Origin of the sequence: Salinibius halmophilus, assembly GCF_003577475.1 — a bacterium.
Lineage (GTDB): Bacteria > Pseudomonadota > Gammaproteobacteria > Pseudomonadales > Natronospirillaceae > Salinibius > Salinibius halmophilus.
Window position 1 is genome coordinate 185,845 of the sequence record NZ_QPEP01000001.1, and the last position, 21,370, is coordinate 207,214.

General features: G+C 49.4%; 18 protein-coding genes. 1 reads left to right on the forward strand and 17 read right to left on the reverse strand.

The window, feature by feature from the left end; all coding sequences use genetic code 11:
- Positions 1–86: 86 nt before the first annotated feature.
- The gene (locus DUW71_RS00770) at positions 87–737 is read left to right on the forward strand and encodes an SOS response-associated peptidase family protein (protein ID WP_119393325.1); all 651 of its coding nucleotides are present in this window, start codon (positions 87–89) and stop codon (positions 735–737) included.
- Here the strand turns inward: DUW71_RS00770 and DUW71_RS00775 are convergent.
- From DUW71_RS00775 to hflK, 17 genes are all read right to left on the reverse strand, one after another.
- Complete coding sequence (locus DUW71_RS00775; RefSeq protein WP_199671114.1) at positions 734–2,467, reverse strand: AMP-dependent synthetase/ligase; 1,734 nt, start codon at positions 2,465–2,467, stop codon at positions 734–736. The genes DUW71_RS00770 and DUW71_RS00775 overlap by 4 nt on opposite strands.
- Before the next feature lie 244 nt (positions 2,468–2,711).
- The gene (locus DUW71_RS00780) at positions 2,712–3,245 is read right to left on the reverse strand and encodes a hypothetical protein (RefSeq protein WP_119393327.1); all 534 of its coding nucleotides are present in this window, start codon (positions 3,243–3,245) and stop codon (positions 2,712–2,714) included.
- A gap of 132 nt (positions 3,246–3,377) precedes the next feature.
- Positions 3,378–4,049: a uracil-DNA glycosylase gene (gene ung / locus DUW71_RS00785; protein ID WP_119393328.1), complete on the reverse strand. Its 672-nt coding sequence runs from the start codon at positions 4,047–4,049 to the stop codon at positions 3,378–3,380.
- Positions 4,046–5,029, reverse strand: coding sequence for a YhdH/YhfP family quinone oxidoreductase (locus tag DUW71_RS00790; RefSeq protein WP_119393329.1), 984 nt, complete (start codon positions 5,027–5,029; stop codon positions 4,046–4,048). Before DUW71_RS00790 ends, ung begins: the two co-directional genes overlap by 4 nt.
- A gap of 31 nt (positions 5,030–5,060) precedes the next feature.
- Entirely contained in the window at positions 5,061–6,137 is a 1,077-nt protein-coding gene (alr, locus tag DUW71_RS00795; RefSeq protein ID WP_119393330.1) for an alanine racemase, read from the reverse strand.
- Entirely contained in the window at positions 6,134–7,492 is a 1,359-nt protein-coding gene (dnaB, locus tag DUW71_RS00800) for a replicative DNA helicase (RefSeq protein WP_119393331.1), read from the reverse strand. Before dnaB ends, alr begins: the two co-directional genes overlap by 4 nt.
- A 493-nt stretch (positions 7,493–7,985) precedes the next feature.
- Positions 7,986–9,428 carry a hypothetical protein gene (locus DUW71_RS00805; RefSeq protein WP_119393332.1) on the reverse strand — a complete coding sequence of 481 codons (1,443 nt, stop codon included), beginning with the start codon at positions 9,426–9,428 and terminating at the stop codon, positions 7,986–7,988.
- A 162-nt stretch (positions 9,429–9,590) separates the two neighbouring features.
- Positions 9,591–10,037 carry a 50S ribosomal protein L9 gene (rplI, locus tag DUW71_RS00810; RefSeq protein WP_119393333.1) on the reverse strand — a complete coding sequence of 149 codons (447 nt, stop codon included), beginning with the start codon at positions 10,035–10,037 and terminating at the stop codon, positions 9,591–9,593.
- Positions 10,038–10,116: 79 nt separating this feature from the next.
- Positions 10,117–10,347: a 30S ribosomal protein S18 gene (gene rpsR / locus DUW71_RS00815; protein WP_119393334.1), complete on the reverse strand. Its 231-nt coding sequence runs from the start codon at positions 10,345–10,347 to the stop codon at positions 10,117–10,119.
- Between the two features lie 17 nt (positions 10,348–10,364).
- Positions 10,365–10,808, reverse strand: a complete 444-nt coding sequence (gene rpsF / locus DUW71_RS00820) for a 30S ribosomal protein S6 (protein WP_119393335.1) — start codon at positions 10,806–10,808, stop codon at positions 10,365–10,367.
- A 129-nt stretch (positions 10,809–10,937) separates the two neighbouring features.
- Positions 10,938–13,124 carry an ATP-binding protein gene (locus DUW71_RS00825; RefSeq protein WP_119393336.1) on the reverse strand — a complete coding sequence of 729 codons (2,187 nt, stop codon included), beginning with the start codon at positions 13,122–13,124 and terminating at the stop codon, positions 10,938–10,940.
- Positions 13,125–13,198: 74 nt separating this feature from the next.
- A complete protein-coding gene (gene rlmB / locus DUW71_RS00830) occupies positions 13,199–13,951 on the reverse strand; it encodes a 23S rRNA (guanosine(2251)-2'-O)-methyltransferase RlmB (RefSeq protein WP_119393337.1) in 753 nt (250 codons plus the stop codon).
- Entirely contained in the window at positions 13,952–16,396 is a 2,445-nt protein-coding gene (rnr, locus tag DUW71_RS00835) for a ribonuclease R (RefSeq protein WP_119393338.1), read from the reverse strand.
- A 388-nt stretch (positions 16,397–16,784) separates the two neighbouring features.
- A complete protein-coding gene (locus DUW71_RS00840; RefSeq protein WP_119393339.1) occupies positions 16,785–18,077 on the reverse strand; it encodes an adenylosuccinate synthase in 1,293 nt (430 codons plus the stop codon).
- 1 nt (position 18,078) lies between these two features.
- Positions 18,079–19,251 carry an ATP phosphoribosyltransferase regulatory subunit gene (locus DUW71_RS00845; RefSeq protein WP_158583813.1) on the reverse strand — a complete coding sequence of 391 codons (1,173 nt, stop codon included), beginning with the start codon at positions 19,249–19,251 and terminating at the stop codon, positions 18,079–18,081.
- Positions 19,252–19,349: 98 nt separating this feature from the next.
- A complete protein-coding gene (gene hflC, locus DUW71_RS00850; RefSeq protein ID WP_119393341.1) occupies positions 19,350–20,276 on the reverse strand; it encodes a protease modulator HflC in 927 nt (308 codons plus the stop codon).
- Positions 20,277–20,286: 10 nt separating this feature from the next.
- Complete coding sequence (gene hflK, locus DUW71_RS00855) at positions 20,287–21,357, reverse strand: FtsH protease activity modulator HflK (RefSeq protein WP_119393342.1); 1,071 nt, start codon at positions 21,355–21,357, stop codon at positions 20,287–20,289.
- Between the last annotated feature and the right edge of the window lie 13 nt (positions 21,358–21,370).

A 21,370-nucleotide genomic window follows, 5' to 3' on the forward strand; every position in this document is an offset into this window, starting at 1 on the left:
ATAGCAAAGACAGTGTTAAGGTTCATGGCATTGCTGCAACCATTCTATAATGACCAAATATAGTAGAAAGGAAACCCAAAGAAGCCATGTGCGGGCGACTCAATTTAATCGACAACGACGCCATAAGAGCTGTATTTGAGCAGTATGGCGTTACATTCACACCCTACGAGCAAGCACAGGGCCGGCCAACCGACTTGCTACAGTGCATTGCCCAAGGCAAGCAAGGTGACTTTCACAGCTTTTCGGCTAGCTGGTGGTTATTACGACAAGCAAATGGCCACCCCAATACCAAGTTTGTCAGCTTTAATGCCAAAGCGAGCAAGCTGCTTACGCCCAGCTCAAGCCATTATCAGCGCCCGCGCAGCTTCCCAATTTTAATACCGAGCAATGGTTTTTATGAGTGGCACAACAAACTACCCTACTGGGTACATTGGCAGACCAATGCTTGCCTTGCGGGCGTTGCCAAAGCCTGGCCGACTGCAAGTGGCGATTGGGCATTTAGTTGTGCAGTGGTCACCCTTGCCCCACATCCAACTTTCAGCCAGATTCATAACAAGTCGGTACCCCTTATTTTGCCCGCTAACTTACAAAACCAGTGGCTAACTCATGAACCTTGGCAGCATAAAAAAAGCCTGCTACAAAGCAGACTTTTTTGCGACTTAACCGCTCAAGCTGTGACCAGTGATTTATCCACGCCTCTAGCCTCGGATACACTAGTGTTCAGCAAAGATAGTTAGGCTGGCTTATACATGGCCTCAATTTCTTGCTGAAAGCGCTCCATAATCACTTTACGGCGCAATTTAAGCGTTGGGGTAATTTCACCAAGCTCCATGCTGAACTCCCGGCTAAGTAGCGTGAACTTTTTAATTTGTTCAAAGTTAGCCAGTTCTGATTGCAGCTCTTTGAGGCGTTGGTTGAAGTGCTCACGCACTTGGTGATTCTGTAGTAGCTCCATTTTATCTTTAAACGCAATTTGCTGCTCATTAGCCCAGGCTTCGAGCGCTTCAAATGCTGGCACAATCAAGGCGCTAACAAAGTGACGTGAGTCGGCAACCACTGCAATTTGCTCAATCCACGAGTCTTTACCCACCACCCCTTCAATACGCTGTGGGGCTATGTACTTGCCATTTGAAGTTTTCATCAGCTCTTTTATGCGCTCGGTAATTACTAGGCGGCCATGCTCATCTAGGTAGCCTGCATCACCAGTTTTAAACCAACCATCTTCAAACGCTTCGCTCGTAGCAGTCGGCAAATTGTAGTAGCCACGCATCACGGTATCACCGCGCACTAGCACCTCATTCTTAGCCCCTATTTTTACTTCCACTTTTGGCAGCGGCGAGCCGTTGTCTGCAATTGAGCGCGCATTGGCGCGATTAAAGCAAACCGTGGCTGTTGTTTCAGTTAAGCCATAACCACACATCACCGGCACACCCAAGGCTTGGAAAAACTGGTTCACTTTTTCGTCTAACTTGGCGCCACCACAAGGCACGAGCTCGAGCTTACCACCTAGCGTGGCGCGCAGTTTTGACAACACTAGTTTGTCGGCCAAGCGATACAGCACACCTTGTTTACCCGTGGCAAACGCGCGCTCGCCTTGCGCAATAGAGAATTTGAACAATAGCTTTTTAACAGGGCTTGCATGCGCCACTTTATCATGCACGGTGCTATACACTTTTTCTAACACTCGCGGCACTACACACATGGCTTGTGGCTGCACTTCAGGAAGAGCGTCACGCAGTGCTTGTGGGTCGCGCAATATATAGTTGTGGCCACCAGAGCACAGTACAAATAAGCTCCAAGCACGCTCAAAAATATGTGAAAGTGGCAACATGGCCAATGAGCGAGTTTGCGGTTTAAAACCAAGTTCTTGTTGGTGCTGCTCGATAGTGCTTGCCAAGGCTTTAAAGTCTAGCATCACCCCTTTTGGGTTGCCGGTTGTACCACTAGTGTAAATAAGGGTGGCTAGTTTATCTAAGTCATTGGTTTTTAGCGTGGCAGCAGGACAATCCAGCGCTACAAACTGCTGCCAAGTAAATTGCTGGTATGGCAGGTCTGTTTGCATAACAACCTTGTTGGAGATAACCACTACAGTTTCTACACCCTCAGGTTGCGCTTGTACCAGCACATCGTATTGCGCCTGTTCCCCTATAATCACCAGCTTAGCCGCGCTGTCGGTTAAAATATGGTTGAGCTGCTCTGCGGTACTGGTTGCATAAATAGGTACCACAACATGACCTGTCGCCATAGCAGCGAGATCACTGACGATCCATTCAGGACAGTTGTTTGAAAAAATAGCGATCGGTGAAAGCTCGGCGACTTGCGTGATACTACCAGCAAGGGTCTCTACCTGTTGCCAAAGCGCCTGATAAGTTAGGTGGTGCCACTGTTGGGCAGCTTGAAACGATAGCGCATGGGCATTTGGCTGACTAGCAACTTGCGCCTGCAAAGAAACAATTGGATGTTGCACAATAAAATCCTCAAATACTGAACGAACTGTGCAACTCCCTCGCACCAAACTTACAGGTGAAGCCATACATTGTTTACAGTAAATGGCGCAATCACCTACACCGCTGACTGTTTGGCGGAGCGATAACAGTAGCGGTTTTAATTTGAAATACAAGGGAATTTTAGTTTGCTACCGGCCATATTGGTAGCAAACTGATACAACCAAATTTTATCGCACAGCCGAAATCAACTGCACTGCGGGTGAGTTACATACCACCAAACTCAAAATCTACGCCTAGGTGCCAGCCAGATGGGTTACTGCTGTTGAATGCATCGATATTAGAGTGATGATAGCCGATGCCCACGCCTGAACGAAGAAAGCTTAGCAAGTTCACTTCAGCACTGAGCGTCAAATCGACAAACTGACCAAACTCACCTACTTCCTCATCCTCGTTTAGTTCGGTATAAATATAAGCAGAACCAATGGCTAGTTCTAATTCAGGGTGTACCACTGCATCAGTGTTATAGGCATAACCAAGCAACAAACCAGCAAAGCTATATTGACTATCAAAGGATGTCGCCCCCGAATAACCAGCACCACCAAAGGTAAACTCATGGCGTTCACTACCAAATAGCAAGCCACCCTTGCCGCCTACTACGAATAAATCTTCACCTTCTATGTTGTAGTACTTGGCAGCAGGGCCACCAAAGCCACCAAACTTCACGCCTTTATCAAACAAGGTATCTTGCGCGGCGCTTGAGCCCGCGACCAGAGTCATCATTAATGCAATCTTTTTCATGGGTCATTTCCTTTTGTTGGACAGCCCTGTTGTTGGACACCCACAGTTTAACGGCGAAGCAACAGCAAAAGATGACAGCATGCTGAATGGTCAACACGCTGTTCTTGAATGGTTCAGGTGGCGATGCGCGGTTTACTCTGGCAGCTGCCAGTTTATCGCTGGGCGATTATTGGCGCGAAGGTAGACATTAGCCTTGGAGAAGTGCTGACAACCAAAAAAACCGCGGTGGGCTGAAAGTGGGCTTGGATGTGGCGCTTCTAAAACGCAATGGCGGCTACTATCCAACATGGCTGCTTTTTTACGCGCCGGTGCGCCCCACAGCATAAACACCACGTTATCCAAGCGAGCATTCACTTCTTGAATCACGGCGTCGGTAAATTGCTCCCAGCCCCGCTTTTGGTGACTACCAGCTTGCCCGGCTTCTACCGTTAACACGGTATTGAGCAGCAGCACCCCTTGCTCTACCCAGTGCATTAAATGGCCATGGTTAGGCGGTTGCAGGCCTACATCGGTCACCATTTCCTTATAGATGTTTTTCAGCGATGGTGGCGCCGGCACGCCGGGTGGTACAGAAAAACTTAAGCCTTCGGCTTGGCCCGGCCCGTGGTAGGGGTCTTGCCCTAAAATCACCACTTTCACATCACTAAACGCTAACGCTTCGAAGGCACGGAACACATTTTTTTGCGCCGGAAAAATGGTTTTACCGGCTCGCACTTCGCTGGCCAAAAAATCACGCAGCTGCTGCATCGAAGGTGCAGCCAGATGTGGTTCTAGTACTGGCTGCCAGCCACTGGCTAAGTTCATTCGCTTACCTTTACAACAATACGACGAGTATTTGAGCCATCAATCATGTTGGTAATGATTTCTGGCACCTCATCTAGGGTAATTTGATCACAAAAGTCTTCAAGCTTGGGCAGTGCCCACTGGCCTGCAAACTTCGCTAACATGCGCTCGCGCGCACTGCGCGGGGCATCGGCACTCGCAACGCCTAGTAGGCTAGTGCCACGCAGAATAAACGGGAAAATCATGTGGTGCAGTTCTGGGCTATCAATGATGCCACAAGCGGCTACGGCGCCATCAAACTGCAAGCGCTTTAAAATGGTGACCAGTTGCTCACCACCGGCGACATCAATGGCGGCAGCAATGTCTGGTTTCATTAGTGCTCGTTCACTGCCTTCTTTAAACTGCTCACGAGGCCAAATGTCGCTGGCGCCTAACTGCTTAAGGTAGTCATGCTGGTCTGCTTTCCCCGTTAAGGCAATGGTGTGGTACCCCAATTGGCTACAAAGCATGGTGGCCACCGAGCCTACACCACCCGTGGCACCAGATACCAAAATTGGCCCTTGCTCGGCACGATAGCCATGGGTGAGCAGCTTGTCTAAACAATAGCCAGCGGTTAAGCCAGCCGTGCCTAGTGCCATAGCATAACGCCCCGACATGCCCTCGGGTAAGCGCACCGGCCAACTGGCAGGTACTCGAATATACTGCGAGTGCCCACCCCAGGTGTTCATCCCTAGGTCGTAACCAATCACCACGACTTGCTCGCCCGGCTGAAACTCACCACTGGCATCTTCTACCACCTCGCCAGCAGCATCTAACCCTGTGGTATGTGGAAAACTGCGCGTAATGCCTTTGTTACCGGCGGCACTCATGGCGTCTTTATAATTGATCGACGACCAGTGAACCTTGATCAGTACCTCGTGGTCGGGCAAGTCTGAAAGCTGCATTGATTCGACACTGACTTGCATCTGGTCTTGCTGTTGACTAACTCGTACTGCTTTCATGTCTGCTCCCTAGTTAGCGACCTTGTTTGCACTAATCGCGAAATTGTAGTGGTACTCTTAGGCTGCGCCGCGTTAATAGTTCATAGCCAATGGTATTGCAGGCACTGGCAACGGTATCGACGCTGACTTGCTCGCCCCACAATACCGCTTCATCACCTAGCTCAACATGTGCCAAGTCGGTAACGTCGACGGTGATCATATCCATCGACACCCGCCCAATGAGTTCAACTTGCTGACCATTAAGCCAGACGGGCGTGCCATTGGGGGCATGCCTTGGGTAACCATCGGCATAGCCAATGGCGAGTGTTGCCACACTGGTTGGGCGTTTGGCTGTCCAGTTACCACCATAGCCAACTTTTTCGCCCACATCGATGTTTCGCACAGCAATTACCGGTGCTAACAAGCTCATTACAGGTTTAAAGCCTAGTTGCTTGGCGGTTTTGTCGGCGAAAGGCGATGCTCCATAAAGAATGATGCCGGGGCGAATCCAATTAGCGTGGGTGTCCACCAAACTAACGGTAGCGGCGCTGTTGCTAATACAGTGTTGAACATTTGGCAGCAGAGCCTGCGCTTGCGCAAACTGAGCTAGCTGTTCGTCGGTTTGTGGATTATCAGGTTCATCGGCGCTGGCGAGGTGGGTCATTATGCCCACCAGAGTTAGATGTAGTTGATTAGAAACTTGCTTGGCAAACTCGGCCACTTGCGCAACAGAAATCCCCAAACGGTGCATGCCGGTATCGATTTTTAACCACACACGAGCAGGCTTTTTCTGCTCAACTAGCCACTGCAACTGTTCTGGGTTGTGAATCACTAACTCGATGTTTTCTTCACAGGCAACACCAGTTTGCCCAGCCGACGCGGTGCCCTCGAGTAACAAAATTGGCTTATCAATACCTGCTTGGCGCAGTTCGCAAGCTTCATCCAAGGTAGCCACGGCAAAACCATCGGTGCTCGCTGCTAGCGCTTGTGCAATACGAGTGGCGCCATGACCATAACCATTGGCTTTGACCACTGACCAAATTTTGCTGTTAGGTGCCAACTGGCGAACTTTTTGATGATTAAATCTAAGGGCGGCTAAATCGATTATCGCCCGGGTCCCGCGACTCATCCGGCAGGTGCTCCATATTCATAATCTGGGGCGAGGTTTTCAAACCTCGTGTATTGGTTGAGGTAAGCTAAGCGAATCGAACCAACTGGGCCATTACGGTGCTTACCCAAAATAATCTCCGCCGTGCCTTTGTCTGGGCTGTCGGGGTTATAGTATTCATCACGGTAGAGGAAAATAATGATATCGGCGTCCTGTTCAATGGCCCCAGACTCACGCAAGTCCGAGTTCATTGGCCGCTTGTTCGGACGCTGCTCTACCGAGCGGTTTAGCTGCGACAGGGCAATCACTGGGCAGTCAAACTCACGGGCGATGGCTTTTAAGTTACGCGAAATTTCAGAAATTTCACCGGTGCGGCCTTCGCTGAAGCCTTTAATCTGCATGAGCTGCAAATAGTCGATCATGATCATCGCCACGCCATTGTGCTCGCGCTTTAAGCGGCGCAAGCGGGCTCGCATCTCATTCGGCCCTAAACCTGGCGTATCGTCAATATGCAGGTTCATCGATGACAACATTTTATAGGCGCCGGTGAGCTTGGTGAAATCATCACGTTCTAACTTACCGGTGCGCAGTTTTTGTGCATCAATGCGCCCCATCGACGACAGCATACGCCCAGCAAGCTGAGCCGATGGCATTTCTAGTGAAAACACTACTGTTGGTTTGTCTTTCTCGGCATGCAGCGCGGCTTCCACCAAGTTCATCGAAAATGCCGTTTTACCCATCGATGGACGGGCAGCAACGATAATTAAGTCACCTTTCTGCAAGCCGGCGGTCATTTTGTCCATTTCATCAAAGCCAGTCGGCAAACCGGTTACCGCATCACCAGCTTCAAACTTGGCCTCAATATCTTGCAGCGCCTTTTTGGCGATTTCTTTAATGCTGACCAAACCACCATCACCTTGGCGTGATTCAGCAATTTTTAATACCGAGCGCTCGGCATCGGCTAACAATGCGCCGGCATCGGCTAATGACGGATCGTAAGCGCGGTCAACAATATCACTACAGGTAGAAATCAGGCTGCGGGTAATAGAGCGCTCGCGAACAATTTCCGCATAAGCGATGGCGTTGAAGGGGTCACCGGCTTCATCAATCAATGTGAGCAGGTACTCGCGGCCACCTACTTCATCCAGTTCGCCTTGTTTTTCCAACTGCTCGGCTACCGTCACCATATCAGCCGGGTGCGCCTCGTTAAGAAGTGCCTGAATGGCGGCAAAAATAGACTGGTGCGCAGGTTGATAAAAGTCGGCCGGCTCAACCATTTCCGACAGGTCGTCCCATTTGCTGGTATCCAGCATTAAGGCCCCTAGCAATGACTGCTCGGCTTCAATGGCTTGTGGCGGTAGGCGATTGCTCGACATAAACTCTCCTTCAACGAAAGGATATAGTAACGTATTGGCGGCTCGTAGGTCGATATTGTTCGGGGACTGGCTGGTAGGTTTTATAAACCGTAGGTTTGGGAAACATTGGTCGGTGGTGATACTTGTTAGCCGAATCAAAGATTCGTCAAACCTACCGTTATGCCAGCATGGTTCAGGGTGCGGCTAGGTAGGTTTTTCAAACCGTAGGTTTGGGAAACATTGGTCGGTGGTGATACTTGTTAGCCGAATCAAAGATTCGTCAAACCTACCGTTATGCCAGCATGGTTCAGGGTGCGGCTAGGTAGGTTTTTCAAACCGTAGGTTTGGGAAACATTGGTCGGTGGTGATACTTGTTAGCCGAATCAAAGATTCGTCAAACCTACCGTTATGCCAGCATGGTTCAGGGTGCGGCTAGGTAGGTTTTTCAAACCGTAGGTTTGGGAAACATTGGTCGGTGGTGATACTTGTTAGCCGAATCAAAGATTCGTCAAACCTACAACAAATCCGGCCATTGAATGAGCACTTCATCAAGCAGCTCAAGGTCAAGGTTTAGCGAGGCGGCTTTGATTTCGTCGGTAAAGTCTTTCAACTCTACTGAAGTTTGCTGCTGATGGTCATCTTTGATTAGATCATTGGCTAGATAGTCGCGCACGCGGCGGCTTTGCGACTGCTCAGTGAGCATACTGGCGTAATCCAGTTCACCATCTTTGTATTGTTGCTCACTGGTTTTGCGCACCGCTTCGTTGAGTTCAACATAGCGGTAATTTTGTTTATCGGCCGTCATACCAAGCTCGATGTCCTGCCAACCCGGTAATGGCTCATAAAAGCTAGAAGTGAGTTCAAGCGTTTGAGTTTGTTTTATTAAACGCTCTTTCCACTCACCACTCACGCTGGTTTCTTGAGAGCCGCTAACATCAAAGCGTACCACTTCATGCTCTTTGCCTGGGTAAAAGTTTAATCGCTGGCGCTTGGCAGAAAAATCAAACTGATAGTCTGCCAACCCACTTAACAGCGACTCATCTCGTTGTGCTTGAAAATCAGTAGTTTTTGGCTCTGCGACGGGCACAGATTGCATCATTGCGAATGTTTGACTAAAAAAATCGACCACCTTGTCATCTGCTTTGCTGCGCTGGCCGGCATCCTCTAACAGTCCAACATAGTGGGCAACGGCTGCTTGGCGTTTAGCTTCATTGGTGGCCAGCACTGTAGTTAAATCAACGGTCATACTGGCTTGATGGCCGTTTAACTTAGCAGTGATTTGTTTCTCCCCATCCACTTGACTAAGTGCCACGCTGAACTCATTGCGGCCAACATTCACCGCCATATTAAGCGCTGTAATATTGCTTGGTAGGTCTTTAAACAAGCTCATATCTGGCATATCGCCCTTAGTAAGGCGGTCTATTTGACTTTGCCAGCTGCTAGCTACCTGGGTTATCGCTTGTTGTTCTTCTTCACTCAGCTCACCTTGCACGGAGAATTCAAAGCTCAAACCCGACAGCGCGCCACCTCGGCTAGATTTAACATGTGATAAGCGAATACTTACTTCATCGCCATCACTTGTGGTAAGCGATAGTGAAACACCATCTTTTGCCTGTTGGCCGCTAACTAATCGCTCAATGCTTTTTAAATCATCAATGGGGTCGCCGTTAGAAGTAAAATCAATTGTAGAAAAACTTGCGCGAAAGGACTCACCTTGTTTAAGGCCATATTGGGTGAGTGCATCTAGGTTTTTAAAGGGGTTCTTCTGCCCGTGCTGCATGGCTAGCACGGTACTAACGAACTCATCGCCTTGAGCATGCGAGAGCGATTTGTGATTCATCAATATGACTGGCGTGTCACTTTGATTAGCTGCCGTCGTGATCGATAAGGATGCGGTTGGCAACGTCTGCGATGCAACTGGTTTTATCTGGGTAATGGGAAACGACGTTATTTTCATGCTGCCATCCTAGCACCGTGAGTGGTTTGGTTATCGGCAGTCTTCAGTGGTTATGCATGCTAGTTTTGTAAGCATATGTAGCTGGCATACACTGAGCGCAAGGCAATGTTGCGAGCAAAAAAAACGCCACCCGAGGGCAGCGCTTTTTAGACTTACTGCAAATTATTCAGCTTCGATAACGATGCTTACTGTTGCAGTAACTTCTGGGTGAAGTTGTACTTCGATGTCGTACTCACCAACTTGACGCAGAGCGCCGTTTGGTAGACGTACTTCAGACTTGTCAACTTCAACTAGTGCAGAAGTGATTACTTCAGCTAGGTCACGAGTACCGATAGAACCGAACAGTTTACCTTCGTCACCAGCGTTAGCTGTAATGGTCACTTGGTGGTCGTTCAATTCGTTAGCACGCGCTTGTGCTGCAGCTAGTTTGTCAGCTGCGGCTTTTTCAAGTTCAGCGCGACGCGCTTCGAACTCAGCAATGCTTTCTTTGGTTGCACGAACTGCTTTACCTTGAGGGATCAGGTAGTTACGCGCGTAGCCAGCTTTAACAGAAACTTGGTCGCCCAAGCCGCCGATTTTGCCAACTTTGTCGAGTAGGATTACTTCCATCTCGTCGTCCTCTGGTTGTAACGCTCTATGAGCGTGACGATCAAATTCTTAAGCTTAGCGTTCTTGCTAAGCCACCCTATTACTGGTCGTGAGCGTCGCTGTATGGCAATAGAGCCAAGTAGCGAGCGCGCTTGATAGCAGTAGCCAGCTGACGCTGGTAACGAGCGCTAGTGCCAGTGATACGGCTTGGAACGATCTTACCAGTTTCAGTGATGTAGCCTTTCAGCGTATCGATATCTTTGTAATCGATTTCTTTAACGCCTTCCGCTGAGAAGCGGCAGAACTTACGGCGACGGAAAAAACGAGCCATGATAGACCTCCTCAGAATTACTCGTTAGTGTCTTCTTCAGCATCGTAATCTGCTTCATCAGCAGACTCTTCAGCATCAGCTTGAGCGGCACGAGCAGCTTCTTCACGAGCGGCACGTTCTTCACGTTTACGCTGATCACGTTGCTCTTGTGCCTTAACAGGCGAAGCCTCAGTGATCGCTTCATCACGACGGATGAACATGCTGCGCAGAATTGCATCGTTGAAGCGGAAAGTAGTTTTCAGCTCTTCAACAGTCTCTGCATCAGCTTCGATGTTCAACAAGATGTAGTGAGCCTTGTGAACTTTGTTGATTTGGTAAGCCAGTTGGCGACGGCCCCAGTCTTCGTTACGGTGCACCGCACCGCCGTTCTCAACAACAGAAGTTGTGTAACGCTCGACCATAGCCGGGACTTGCTCGCTTTGGTCTGGGTGGACCAGCAGCACAATCTCGTAATGACGCATAAATGCTCCTTCCGGTTTTACAACCTTTCGCTGCGTCGCGATAAGGTAAGGAGTTAATGTTAAGCCCAAAATGGGAGCGCGGAGTTTACTGGGTTATTGCCCAAAAAGCAACCAGTACGCTTGGATCGTTCAAGTTTCGTCAGTGGCGTCTAAGTAGAGAGCTAACACATCGGCTAACTGGTCAATTGTGAACGGCTTAGGTAAATGCGAGGTCATGCCTGCTTTTTTTGCTTGGGCAATATCTTCGGGCATTGCTGCCGCACTTAGCGCCACTATTGGTGCCAGCAGGCCCGTCTGGCGGAGTTGCTGAGCCACTTGGTAGCCACTCAACTGCGGCATATGGATGTCTAAAAACAGCAGATCAAATTGTTCATTCGCCTGCCAGGCCAAAAAAGCACCGCCTGACTCAAAGGTAATGGGAACAACGCCAAACAACCCAAGCATCGCTTGCGCCACAAGCAAGTTTGCATGCGTGTCGTCGACAACCACTACTTTAGCGTTGGGAAACTGTGGCAGTTCGTTGGCTTCAACATGGGTTGAAGCCAGTTTTTCGGTGGATTTTATGTCTCCTGCTTTCGCCAAGGTAAGTAAAAATGAGAACCGGCTGCCTTCACCGAGCTCACTTTCTACCTGCAAATGCGCTGAAGACATCAACTCAAGCAAACTATTACATATGGTTAGTCCTAACCCGGTACCACCAAACTTGCGAGTAATACTGTCATCTTCCTGACTAAATTGAACAAATATATTGTTCAACTTATCACGACTAATCCCTTTGCCTGTATCTGCCACAAAAAACCGAAGCTGATAGGCTTGTGAGGTCTGCTCTTGCACCACAACCCCTATTTCCACACTGCCTCGCTCAGTGAACTTAATCGCGTTGCTCACTAGATTATTCAGTATCTGCCCAAGACGCTGATCGTCAACTACCACTAGATGATCAATGTCTGGACTAACATTCAAGCGAAGCTGTAAATCTTTAGCCTTTGCCACATCACTATAAAGCGAGACCGTGGACTCAAACAGCTCAGTTAGGTTAACTGGCCGAGGTGACAACGACATTTTGCCTGCTTCTAGCTTTGATAAGTCTAAAATATCGTTAATTATGGTGGTTAGCGACTCCGTTGCTCTGCTTATATGGCCTAACTGTTGGCGCTGCTGCTCGTTTAAGGAACTCTGTTTTAGCACTTGTACAAAACCAACAATAGCATTCATTGGTGTGCGAATTTCGTGGCTCATGTTGGCCAAAAACTGACTTTTTGCCTGTGCATTTTTTTCTGCTAGGGCCGTCCTCTCGGCCAACTGTAACTCATGTAGTCGACTTTGGTGCTTATGCAGTTGGTTTTTTCTCACCCACCCAACAGAAGCGATCAATAACAAAAGCGCTACCAGCCATGTAGGTGCCAACTGCCAACTAACAAACATGCCAACCTGCTGTTGATTAACACTGGCAAACATCGCCAAGCGAGTTCGACTGTAAATATCACCAGAGTAGTATGAGTTACCAGCGGGTTGAACTTGCTTCCAGAGCCAATGTTCACCCTCTAGGTCAGCAAAACCTTGTTCACTATTGAATACATTGGGAAACTGATGATCAACTCGGAAGTCGTGGCCATACTCACTTGCCCAAAGCTTATTGACATCCTCATGAACAATCCAGTCGCCATTCTCTGCTGCTAGGCGAAATGGCACCGAATATGCGCCAGCCCATAACTTGGGTTCAATAAGGTAATTAATGATTAAGTAGCCATTGTTATTAGGCAAGTTAATGGCATATCGAATAGTAGGCTGAATGGGCAGAACAATCTCACCAAACTCGCGGTTAAGGGAGGGTGGGCCTATGTATACATCAAAGGGATCGCCAGCCAAAGCGTGCTGGTGATAACTTCGGTGGGATTTATTCTGCAGGCGCTCTTGGCCATTTACAATTTGGCCGTCTATAAACTCGATTCGAACTAGCTCATCGCCCTGAGGCGACAGCCAACGCGCTTGGTAGTAGTCGGGATTGCGGTAAACCAAAGACGATAGTTCATTGGTGACGATCGCGATCTTATCGCTGCTTATTGGCTGCGGATAGACCGCCATCATTGCGGGTGCACGGGCAGTACCTTGCAAGTGCTGAATTGGGTTGCTCAATTGTTGCCGCTGATCGGCCGCTAATGCTTGTAGTTCGCTGCTTACTTCTGCAATGGCTTGCAGGGATGTCTGGCGAGCCTGCATGAATGCAAAAACGGCTGCTAGCGCTATTATCAATAACAAAATAGGCATGGAAGCGACAACGGCTTGCCTGAACTTTGGCGGCTGCAAGTCTCCCATGCTAGTCCTCAATATGTACAGTAGATACTACCAAAGACTAGCTGAGTTATTACATTTTGGCCGAGTAAGTATCATTACAGTGTGCGCTGGCGCAGCACCTCAAACAAAATAATACCGGTCGCAACGGATACGTTAAGACTCTCCATAGTACCCACCATAGGAATTTTCATCAGACCATCACAATGCTCGCGCGTTAAACGGCGCAGCCCAGTTCCTTCAGCACCCATCACGATACCCACTGGGCCTGTTAGGCTAGTTTGATGAATGGTTGCGTCGGTCTCACCGGCGGCACCATAGAACCAGATACCACGATCTTTTAGCATCTCTAATGTGCGCGACAAATTAGTCACTTGCACATAGGGCACGGTCGAGGCAGCGCCACAAGCTACTTTGATCGCTGTGGCGTTCAGTGGGGCACTTTTATCTTTTGGTGCAATCACTAGGTTCACGCCTGATGCATCGGCACTGCGCAGACACGCGCCTAGGTTGTGCGGATCGGTGACGCCATCGAGCACTAGCACAAACGGGTCTCCCTCAACGGCATTCAAAATGTCTTCAATTTGCTCCTCACGAGCCATCGACATTTCAACCACCATTGCCAGTACGCCCTGAATACCTTGCTCTGGCAACTTGTGGGTTTTACACAAGCGGTTGAAGCTATCTTTGTTCATTCGCTTAACACGAATGCCCGCTTGTTTGGCATCTTTGCTGATCACGGCGATACGTTTGTCTTTGCGATCTTCTGCCACACAGATTTCGCGTATTTGATCTACTTGCTCGGTAAGCGCGGCTTGCACCGCGTGAATGCCATAAATGACAGATTCCATTTAACCTTTACTCTTCTTTTTGCCAGCTTTTTTACCGGCCGTTTTTTTACGACTATTTTTTGCAGCTTTGCCTTTTTTGGCCGCCGAACCGCGTTTTTTACGCTTTGGCTTTTCTAGTGAGCCGATTTTGTCATCGGCAAAGCTACCACTGTTGCCTTTACGGTGACCTTGCTTCACAGGTGCTCGCTTGGCTGCAGCCTTACCACCTTGGCGACGCTCAACTCCAACAATTTCAAAGTCGATCTGGCGCTCGTCTAGGTCTACTCGAGCAATTTGCACATTAATTTCATCACCCAAGCGATAAACCTTGCGCGTGCGCTCGCCAAGTAACATTTGGCGCTGCTCATCAAAGACAAAATAGTCATTACCTAAACCAGTAATATGAATCATGCCGTCGATGAAATAATCATCCAGCTGAACAAACAAACCAAATGGCCGCACCGCGGTGACCTTACCGGCAAACTCTTCACCGATACGGTCTTGCATAAACTCACATTTCAGCCAATTGACCACATCGCGAGTGGCTTCGTCGGCCCGACGTTCACACATCGAGCTGTGCTCACCCATTTCTGCCATATCGCTTAGCGTATATGGGTAGTTATGCTCAAACTGCTCTTTGCGCGTATCGGCAACACGTTTGATATTGGCACAACGACGATAGCTGCGGATTTGGGCGCGAATGGCTCGGTGTACCAACAAATCTGGGTAGCGTCGAATTGGCGAGGTAAAGTGCGTGTAAGCCTTGTAAGCTAAACCAAAGTGGCCATGGTTGTCTGGCTGATACACGGCTTGGTTCATCGAGCGCAGTACCATGGTCTGAATTTGCTCAGCATCTGGCCGGTTAGCGGTGTCTTTCAGCAGCTTTTGCACATCACGGGGTGACGGCTCAAAACCACCTTGCAAGAATAACCCTAGGGCAGCTAGCCAGTTATGAAGCTTGTCGAGCTTTTCTTCATTGGGCCCTTCGTGCACACGATAAAGCGCCGGAATTTTTAACCCTTCAAGTAGTTTGGCAGCACAAGTATTAGCCGCCAGCATGCACTCTTCGATAATCTTATGCGCCACATTGCGGGTACGCACATCAATCTGATCGATTTTTCGATGCTCGTTAAACACAATGATTGGTTCTGGCGTTTCAAACTCAATGGCGCCACGTATTTTGCGCTTGGCTACTAGCACTTCATAAAGACGATTGAGCGCTTTCAGTGGCCTAATGAGTTTTTTATCACGATCAACGAAACGCGCTGCAGCTGGGGCTGAAGGGTCTTCCAGTAGCGCTGCAACCTGGGTATAAGTTAGGCGAGCATGCGAGTGAATCACGCCCTCATAAAATTTATAATCTTCAATTTCACCATCAGTATCGAGTGTCATTTCGCAGACCATGGCCAATCGGTCGACTTCTGGGTTTAAAGAACACAGACCATTGGACAGCTCTTCTGGCAGCATTGGCACCACTTGGCCTGGGAAATAAACCGACGTTGCGCGCTCATAGGCTTCATCGTCTAAAGGCTTATTTGGCTGTACGTAGTGTGACACATCGGCAATGGCAACAAACAACTTAAAGCCACCACCTGGGCGAACAGTACACAGCACGGCATCGTCAAAATCTTTGGCGTCTTCGCCATCAATGGTTACAAATGGACGATTACGTAGATCAACGCGACCAGTTTTGCCTGCTTCTGCTACCTCGGCAGATAGTGCACGCGCCTGCTTTTTAACTTCCGCCGGAAACTCATGCGGAATATTGTAAGTGCGCAGCGCCACGTCGATTTCCATACCAGGCGCCATGTGCTTACCTAGCACTTCAGCCACTTTACCAATACCTTGCTTGCGACGGCTTGGGAACTCCTGCATTTCTATAACGACCATCTCGCCGTCTTGCGCCGGACCAGCGAGTTCGCTTGGAATGAGAATTTCGTTGCGAATACGAGGGTTTTCGGCAATTAGGTAACCGATGCCATGGTTCTGGTAAAAACGACCAACCAACCGCTGATTGGCGCGCTCCAACACTTCGGTAACAAAGCCTTCTAAGCGACCTTTAAAGCCACGCTCGGTGCGCACGCTCACCTTGTCGCCATCCATGCATAATTGCATCTGGCTTGCTGGCAGCCAAATCGGGTCGCCTTTCTCAGGTTTTAATAAGCCATGACCATCAGAGTGGCCACGAACGCGACCTATGGTTAGGTTCATTTTAGCAGCCAAACCAAACTGTCCACGGCGATTACTGACCAATTGACCATCACGCGACATGGCAATTAGGCGGCGACGCACGCCTTCAATTTGCGCTTCTTCAAAAATTTTAAGCGCCCGGCAGACAGTTTCTAGGTCTACTGGTGCGTCATGCTGTTCAATCCATGCCAATAAGTAGGTACGCGACGGCACAGGGTCTTCGTATTTGCCTGCTTCAGCCTTGGCTTCAGGATCTTGTTTTTGCCATGCTTTCACGTGACGTCCTCGGTTATTGTTTTGTTTAATAATATTACTTCCGTTTTTAAGTCATCCCCGCATGCTTTAGCTGGTCCGCACGCGGGGGGATCTAGCCACCCAACATTCAGGGTCTCTAACTAGACTCCCGCTCAAAAGACTGCGGGAGTGACAATTGAATTAGTCGTAGGTTGCACGACTTGTCGGGCAACGAATATATTGCAAAAAATTGTTTCCCAAAGCTTCGCTTTGTAAAACCTACGTCCTCAGTTGACACCTATATCCTAGGTTGCGAAGCCTTGGTGAGCAACATTTAGCCAATGGTTAGCCAGCTAAATACCGTAAAACCCCACTCGACAAAAACCAAAAACGCCGGCGTAAGGCCGGCGTTTTCACAATCATTTAGTAATTACTCACCAAATGCATGGCGAAGAACGATGGTTTCTTCGCGGTCTGGGCCAGTCGAGATAATGTCGATTGGGCACTCACAGACTTCTTCCAGGTACTTGATGTAACGACGCGCGTTTTCAGGTAGCGCTTCAAGTGTTTTTGCACCAACCGTGCTTTCAGACCAACCAGGTAGTGTCTCGTATTGAGGTTGTAGGTCAGCGAAGTCGTCACAGTCAGCTGGTAGGCCAGTTGGGTTACCATTCTTGTCTAGGTAGCCAACACACACCTTGATTTCGTCCATGCCGTCTAATACGTCTAACTTAGTTAGGCACATACCTGTCATGGAGTTGATGGCGATTGACTCACGTACCGCCACGGCGTCGAACCAACCGCAACGGCGAGCACGGCCTGTGGTTGCACCAAACTCATGACCACGGCTAGCCAAGCCAGCACCAACGTCATCAAATAGTTCCGTTGGGAATGGACCTTCACCAACACGAGTGGTGTAAGCTTTTGTGATACCCAAAACGTAGTCTAGGTAACGTGGGCCAAGGCCTGTACCAGTCGCCGCACCACCAGCAGTGGTGTTTGAAGACGTTACGTATGGGTAGGTGCCATGGTCGATGTCTAATAGTGCACCCTGTGCACCTTCGAACATGACATTGGCGCCGTCGCGACGTAGGTCGTGTAGCAAAGTTACGGTGTCTGCAACCATTTCTTTGATCGCAGCGCCCCATTCGCGGCACTGTTGCAAGGTTTCTTGCAGATCAACAGCAGGCTGCTTGTAGTAAGTTGTTAACTGGTGGTTGTGGTAGTCCAGCAGTTCCGCAAGTTTAACTTCAAGGTCGTCACGGTAAAGGTCGGCAATACGTAAACCACGACGAGACACTTTGTCTTCGTAGGCAGGGCCAATACCACGACCAGTTGTACCGATTTTCTTGTCACCACGGCGCTCTTCACGGGCTTGGTCGAGCGCTACGTGTACTGGCAAGATCAATGGGCAAGATAGGCTCACACGTAGGCGCTCACGTACTGGTACGCCACGCTCTTCTAGCATCGCCATTTCTTTTAGAAGTGCGTCTGGCGCAACGACGACACCGTTGCCGATAATGCACGTTAGGTTAGGACGTAAAATACCCGATGGAATCAGGTGCAATACCGTTTTTTCACCGCCAACAATCAGGGTATGACCCGCGTTGTGACCACCTTGGAAACGTGCAACTGCTGTTGCTTCGTCTGTGAGTAGGTCAACAATTTTACCCTTACCTTCGTCACCCCATTGGGTACCTAGTACGACGACGTTTTTGCCCATTTTAGTTGTCTCTTGCTTCATCTACAGAAAGTGCGCGCCATTCGCCGCTCACTTGTACCAATTCACTTGTGCAGCCAGCGAGCACGGCTGTTTCATCGCTCAGTGCTTGCACAACCACATTTCCTCTAGCGCGCCATTGCGCGACCACGTCTTCTGGCACATCATGCGCCGCAAAAATCCTTTCACCAGCAACCGTAACTGGGCTGGTAGACACCAATCCACGTAGGTCGATGGTAAATCCTGTTGCTGGGCGAGCTTTACCAAACACTTGCCCTGTGGCGTCGTAGCGACCACCCTCAGCAATTGGTCGGCCAATTGCTGGTGCAAACACACTGAACATTAAGCCAGTGTGATACGCCCAACCACGAACTTCGGCTAGATCGATATGAATATTTACACTTGGCCAGCGCTGCTCTACATAAGCAATAATCTCGCCTAAGTCTGCCAAGGCATTCGCGATATCGTCACCAAACTCCGCCAGCCTAACCTTAGCTTGCGCAATGACCTCACTGCCACCACTTAGGCGATCGAGTGACGCCAACATTGCCGCAGCACCTGAGCGACCTTCTCGCCACTTAGCCAGTTCTGGCAGTGCACGGCGGCGCAACATATCGGTTAACTCTTTTACCTCTTCGCTATTTAGGTCTGCCTGTGCCAACAAGGCGCGCTGGACACCCATGTGACCTAAATCTAGTGTTAGCGAATGACTCTCAGCCTGCTCGAGCGTGGTGAGTAATAAACCAATAATTTCTTTGTCGGCATTGAGCACTGGCGAGCCGAACAACTCACAACCAATCTGCTGTACAGCTCGCTGATTGTTGGCCGCTGTTGGACGGGTTCGAAGTACTGATTTGCAGTAGCTATAACGGGCTGGGCCAGGCGTTGGGTTGGCGTGTGCATCAATGCGCGCTACCTGTTGGGTAACGTCGGTACTAAGACCAAGTTGGCGGCCTGTTAACTGGTCAATCAGTTTAAAGGTTTGTAGGTCTAAGTCCCGGCTGGTGCCGGTGATTAGGGATTCTAGAAATTCCGCCGGCGGCGGCGCTACTTGTTGGTAGCCATGTACACGCCAGAGGTCTAGTAGCATTCGACGTAAGTACTCAACTCTAGCGGCTTCAGCCGGTAGCACGTCTTCCATGCCGTCCGGTAGTAACCAGCGTTCAGCGATTGTCATGATAAGCCTTAGCTTCGCGTAAACCAAAAAAAACCGGGCCATATGACCCGGTTGATGGATTCTACACCTACTGGTGGAGATTTACAGCTCAAATTTAATTAATTTCCGTTTGGATCACGCAAGTACTTGAAGAACGAATCGTTTGGATCTAACACCAACACGTCATTGCCAGAGTTAAATGACTCTGAGTACGCACGCAACGAGCGAGTGAATTCGAAGAATTCAGGGTCTTTGCCGAATGATTCCGCATAGATGCCAGCCGCTTCAGCATCTGCGTTACCACGGATAATCTCCGCTTCACGACGGCCTTCAGCGATCAACTCAGAACGTTGACGGTCGGCGTTAGCGCGAATAATTTCCGCCTGCTCTTGACCACGAGAGCGCAGGTCACGCGCTACCAGTTCACGGTCTGAGCGCATACGTTCGAAAACGTTTAGCTCAACTTCTTCCGGTAGATCAACGGCTTTTACGCGCACGTCCAGCACTTCAACACCCAAGTCATCACCCACGTTTTCGTTCACAATGCGAGTGATGCTTGCCATGATTTGGTCACGAATGTCCAAATCGCCCGGTGCAAGTTCGCTAACGGTGACGCCATCGTCGTTTAATGGTTTACCAGAGACAACCTCAAGTAGCGGACGAACACCAATTTCGTTACGCAACGATTGGTCGATACGCTGGCTTAAACGCAAAGTTGCACTGCGCTCATCACCATTGGTTGCTTGGAAGTAAACTTGCGGGTTTACAATGCGCCACTTAGTAAAGTAATCCACGACCAAGAACTTCTGCTCGGCTGTTGGATAACGACCCGGCTGGGTGTCCATGGTGAGCACACGACCATCTACACGACGAATGGTGTCGATAAATGGCACCTTTACATGCAAACCTGGCTGCACATCGGCTTTAATCACCTCGCGGAAGCGTAGCTGCACAGCACGTTCTTTTTCACTAACGATATAAAGTGAGTTGGCACCGATAAACACAACGGCCGCGATTAGAACCAATGCAAAAATACTCTTATTCATTCGGTCCTCCTTATTGGCCTGAGTTTGAACGGTTGTTTAAGCGATCAAGCGGCAAGTAGAGCACGTTATCACTGCCTTCACCATCAGCACCCATTAGCACCTTGCCACTGCGGCTGTATACATCTGATACGGTCTCTATGTATAGACGCTGGCGCGTGACGTCTGGTGATTGTTGATACTCGGCCAGCAGAGCCTCGAAGCGTTCCGCTTCACCTAAAGCCGTTTCGGTTTTAGAAGCAAAGTAACCCTGTGCTTCTTCAATCATACGCTGCTTTTCACCACGTGCGACCGGCACGATCTGGTTGCGGTAAGACTCAGCTTCATTGATGAAGCGCTGCTGGTCTTCGCGAGCTTTTACCACATCGGCAAACGCATCCACTACTTGCCTTGGTGCAGAAGTTTCTTCAATGTTTACCGCTGAGATTTGCACGCCAGTACCATAGGTTTCCATAAAGCTGCGTAAACGCTTATCCACTTCTTCAGCCAAGCCCACACGCCCAGATACCAAAACTTCTTCTAGGTTGCGAGAACCAACTTCATGGCGAAGTGCCGACTCAGCCGATTGTTCAAGCGACATTGACGGAGAACGAACATTCAACGCAAATGCTTTCGGATCTTCTACGTTGTATTGGATCGACATGCGTACATCAACGATGTTTTCGTCTTTGGTTAACATGGTTGAACGGTACGAGTACTCGCGAAGTTGGGTAACGTTAACAATTTCAACCGTGTCGATGATTGGTGCTTTAAATTTAAGGCCTGGCTGCTGCACCGTTTGGAATTTACCCAAGCGCAACACTACGCCACGCTCTTGCTCACCTACGGTGTAGACTGAGTTCCAACCGATAAAGATCACCAGCGCTACGCCTAACACACCCCACAGAGTGAGTGCGCTAAAACCGCCATCGCCGCCGTTATTGTTGCTATTTCGGTTACCACTACCACCTTTACCGCCTAGTAGCTTGCCGAATTGCTTGCTTAGATTATTAAATACTTCATCTAAGTCAGGTGGACCGTCCTGGTTAGGGCGCTTTTTGCCCCAAGGATCTTGGTCATTGCCTGGTGGTTCGTTCCAAGCCATGGTTACTCCTCGC

Bases quoted from the DNA above. Each gene is read 5' to 3' on its own strand.
- DUW71_RS00770 (WP_119393325.1), top strand. From the start codon at position 87: ATGTGCGGGCGACTCAATTTAATCGACAACGACGCCATAAGAGCTGTA.
- DUW71_RS00780 (WP_119393327.1), bottom strand. From the start codon at position 3,245: ATGAAAAAGATTGCATTAATGATGACTCTGGTCGCGGGCTCAAGCGCC.
- ung (WP_119393328.1), bottom strand. From the start codon at position 4,049: ATGAACTTAGCCAGTGGCTGGCAGCCAGTACTAGAACCACATCTGGCT.
- DUW71_RS00790 (WP_119393329.1), bottom strand. From the start codon at position 5,029: ATGAAAGCAGTACGAGTTAGTCAACAGCAAGACCAGATGCAAGTCAGT.
- alr (WP_119393330.1), bottom strand. From the start codon at position 6,137: ATGAGTCGCGGGACCCGGGCGATAATCGATTTAGCCGCCCTTAGATTT.
- dnaB (WP_119393331.1), bottom strand. From the start codon at position 7,492: ATGTCGAGCAATCGCCTACCGCCACAAGCCATTGAAGCCGAGCAGTCA.
- DUW71_RS00805 (WP_119393332.1), bottom strand. From the start codon at position 9,428: ATGAAAATAACGTCGTTTCCCATTACCCAGATAAAACCAGTTGCATCG.
- rplI (WP_119393333.1), bottom strand. From the start codon at position 10,037: ATGGAAGTAATCCTACTCGACAAAGTTGGCAAAATCGGCGGCTTGGGC.
- rpsR (WP_119393334.1), bottom strand. From the start codon at position 10,347: ATGGCTCGTTTTTTCCGTCGCCGTAAGTTCTGCCGCTTCTCAGCGGAA.
- rpsF (WP_119393335.1), bottom strand. From the start codon at position 10,808: ATGCGTCATTACGAGATTGTGCTGCTGGTCCACCCAGACCAAAGCGAG.
- DUW71_RS00825 (WP_119393336.1), bottom strand. From the start codon at position 13,124: ATGGGAGACTTGCAGCCGCCAAAGTTCAGGCAAGCCGTTGTCGCTTCC.
- rlmB (WP_119393337.1), bottom strand. From the start codon at position 13,951: ATGGAATCTGTCATTTATGGCATTCACGCGGTGCAAGCCGCGCTTACC.
- DUW71_RS00840 (WP_119393339.1), bottom strand. From the start codon at position 18,077: ATGGGCAAAAACGTCGTCGTACTAGGTACCCAATGGGGTGACGAAGGT.
- DUW71_RS00845 (WP_158583813.1), bottom strand. From the start codon at position 19,251: ATGACAATCGCTGAACGCTGGTTACTACCGGACGGCATGGAAGACGTG.
- hflC (WP_119393341.1), bottom strand. From the start codon at position 20,276: ATGAATAAGAGTATTTTTGCATTGGTTCTAATCGCGGCCGTTGTGTTT.
- hflK (WP_119393342.1), bottom strand. From the start codon at position 21,357: ATGGCTTGGAACGAACCACCAGGCAATGACCAAGATCCTTGGGGCAAA.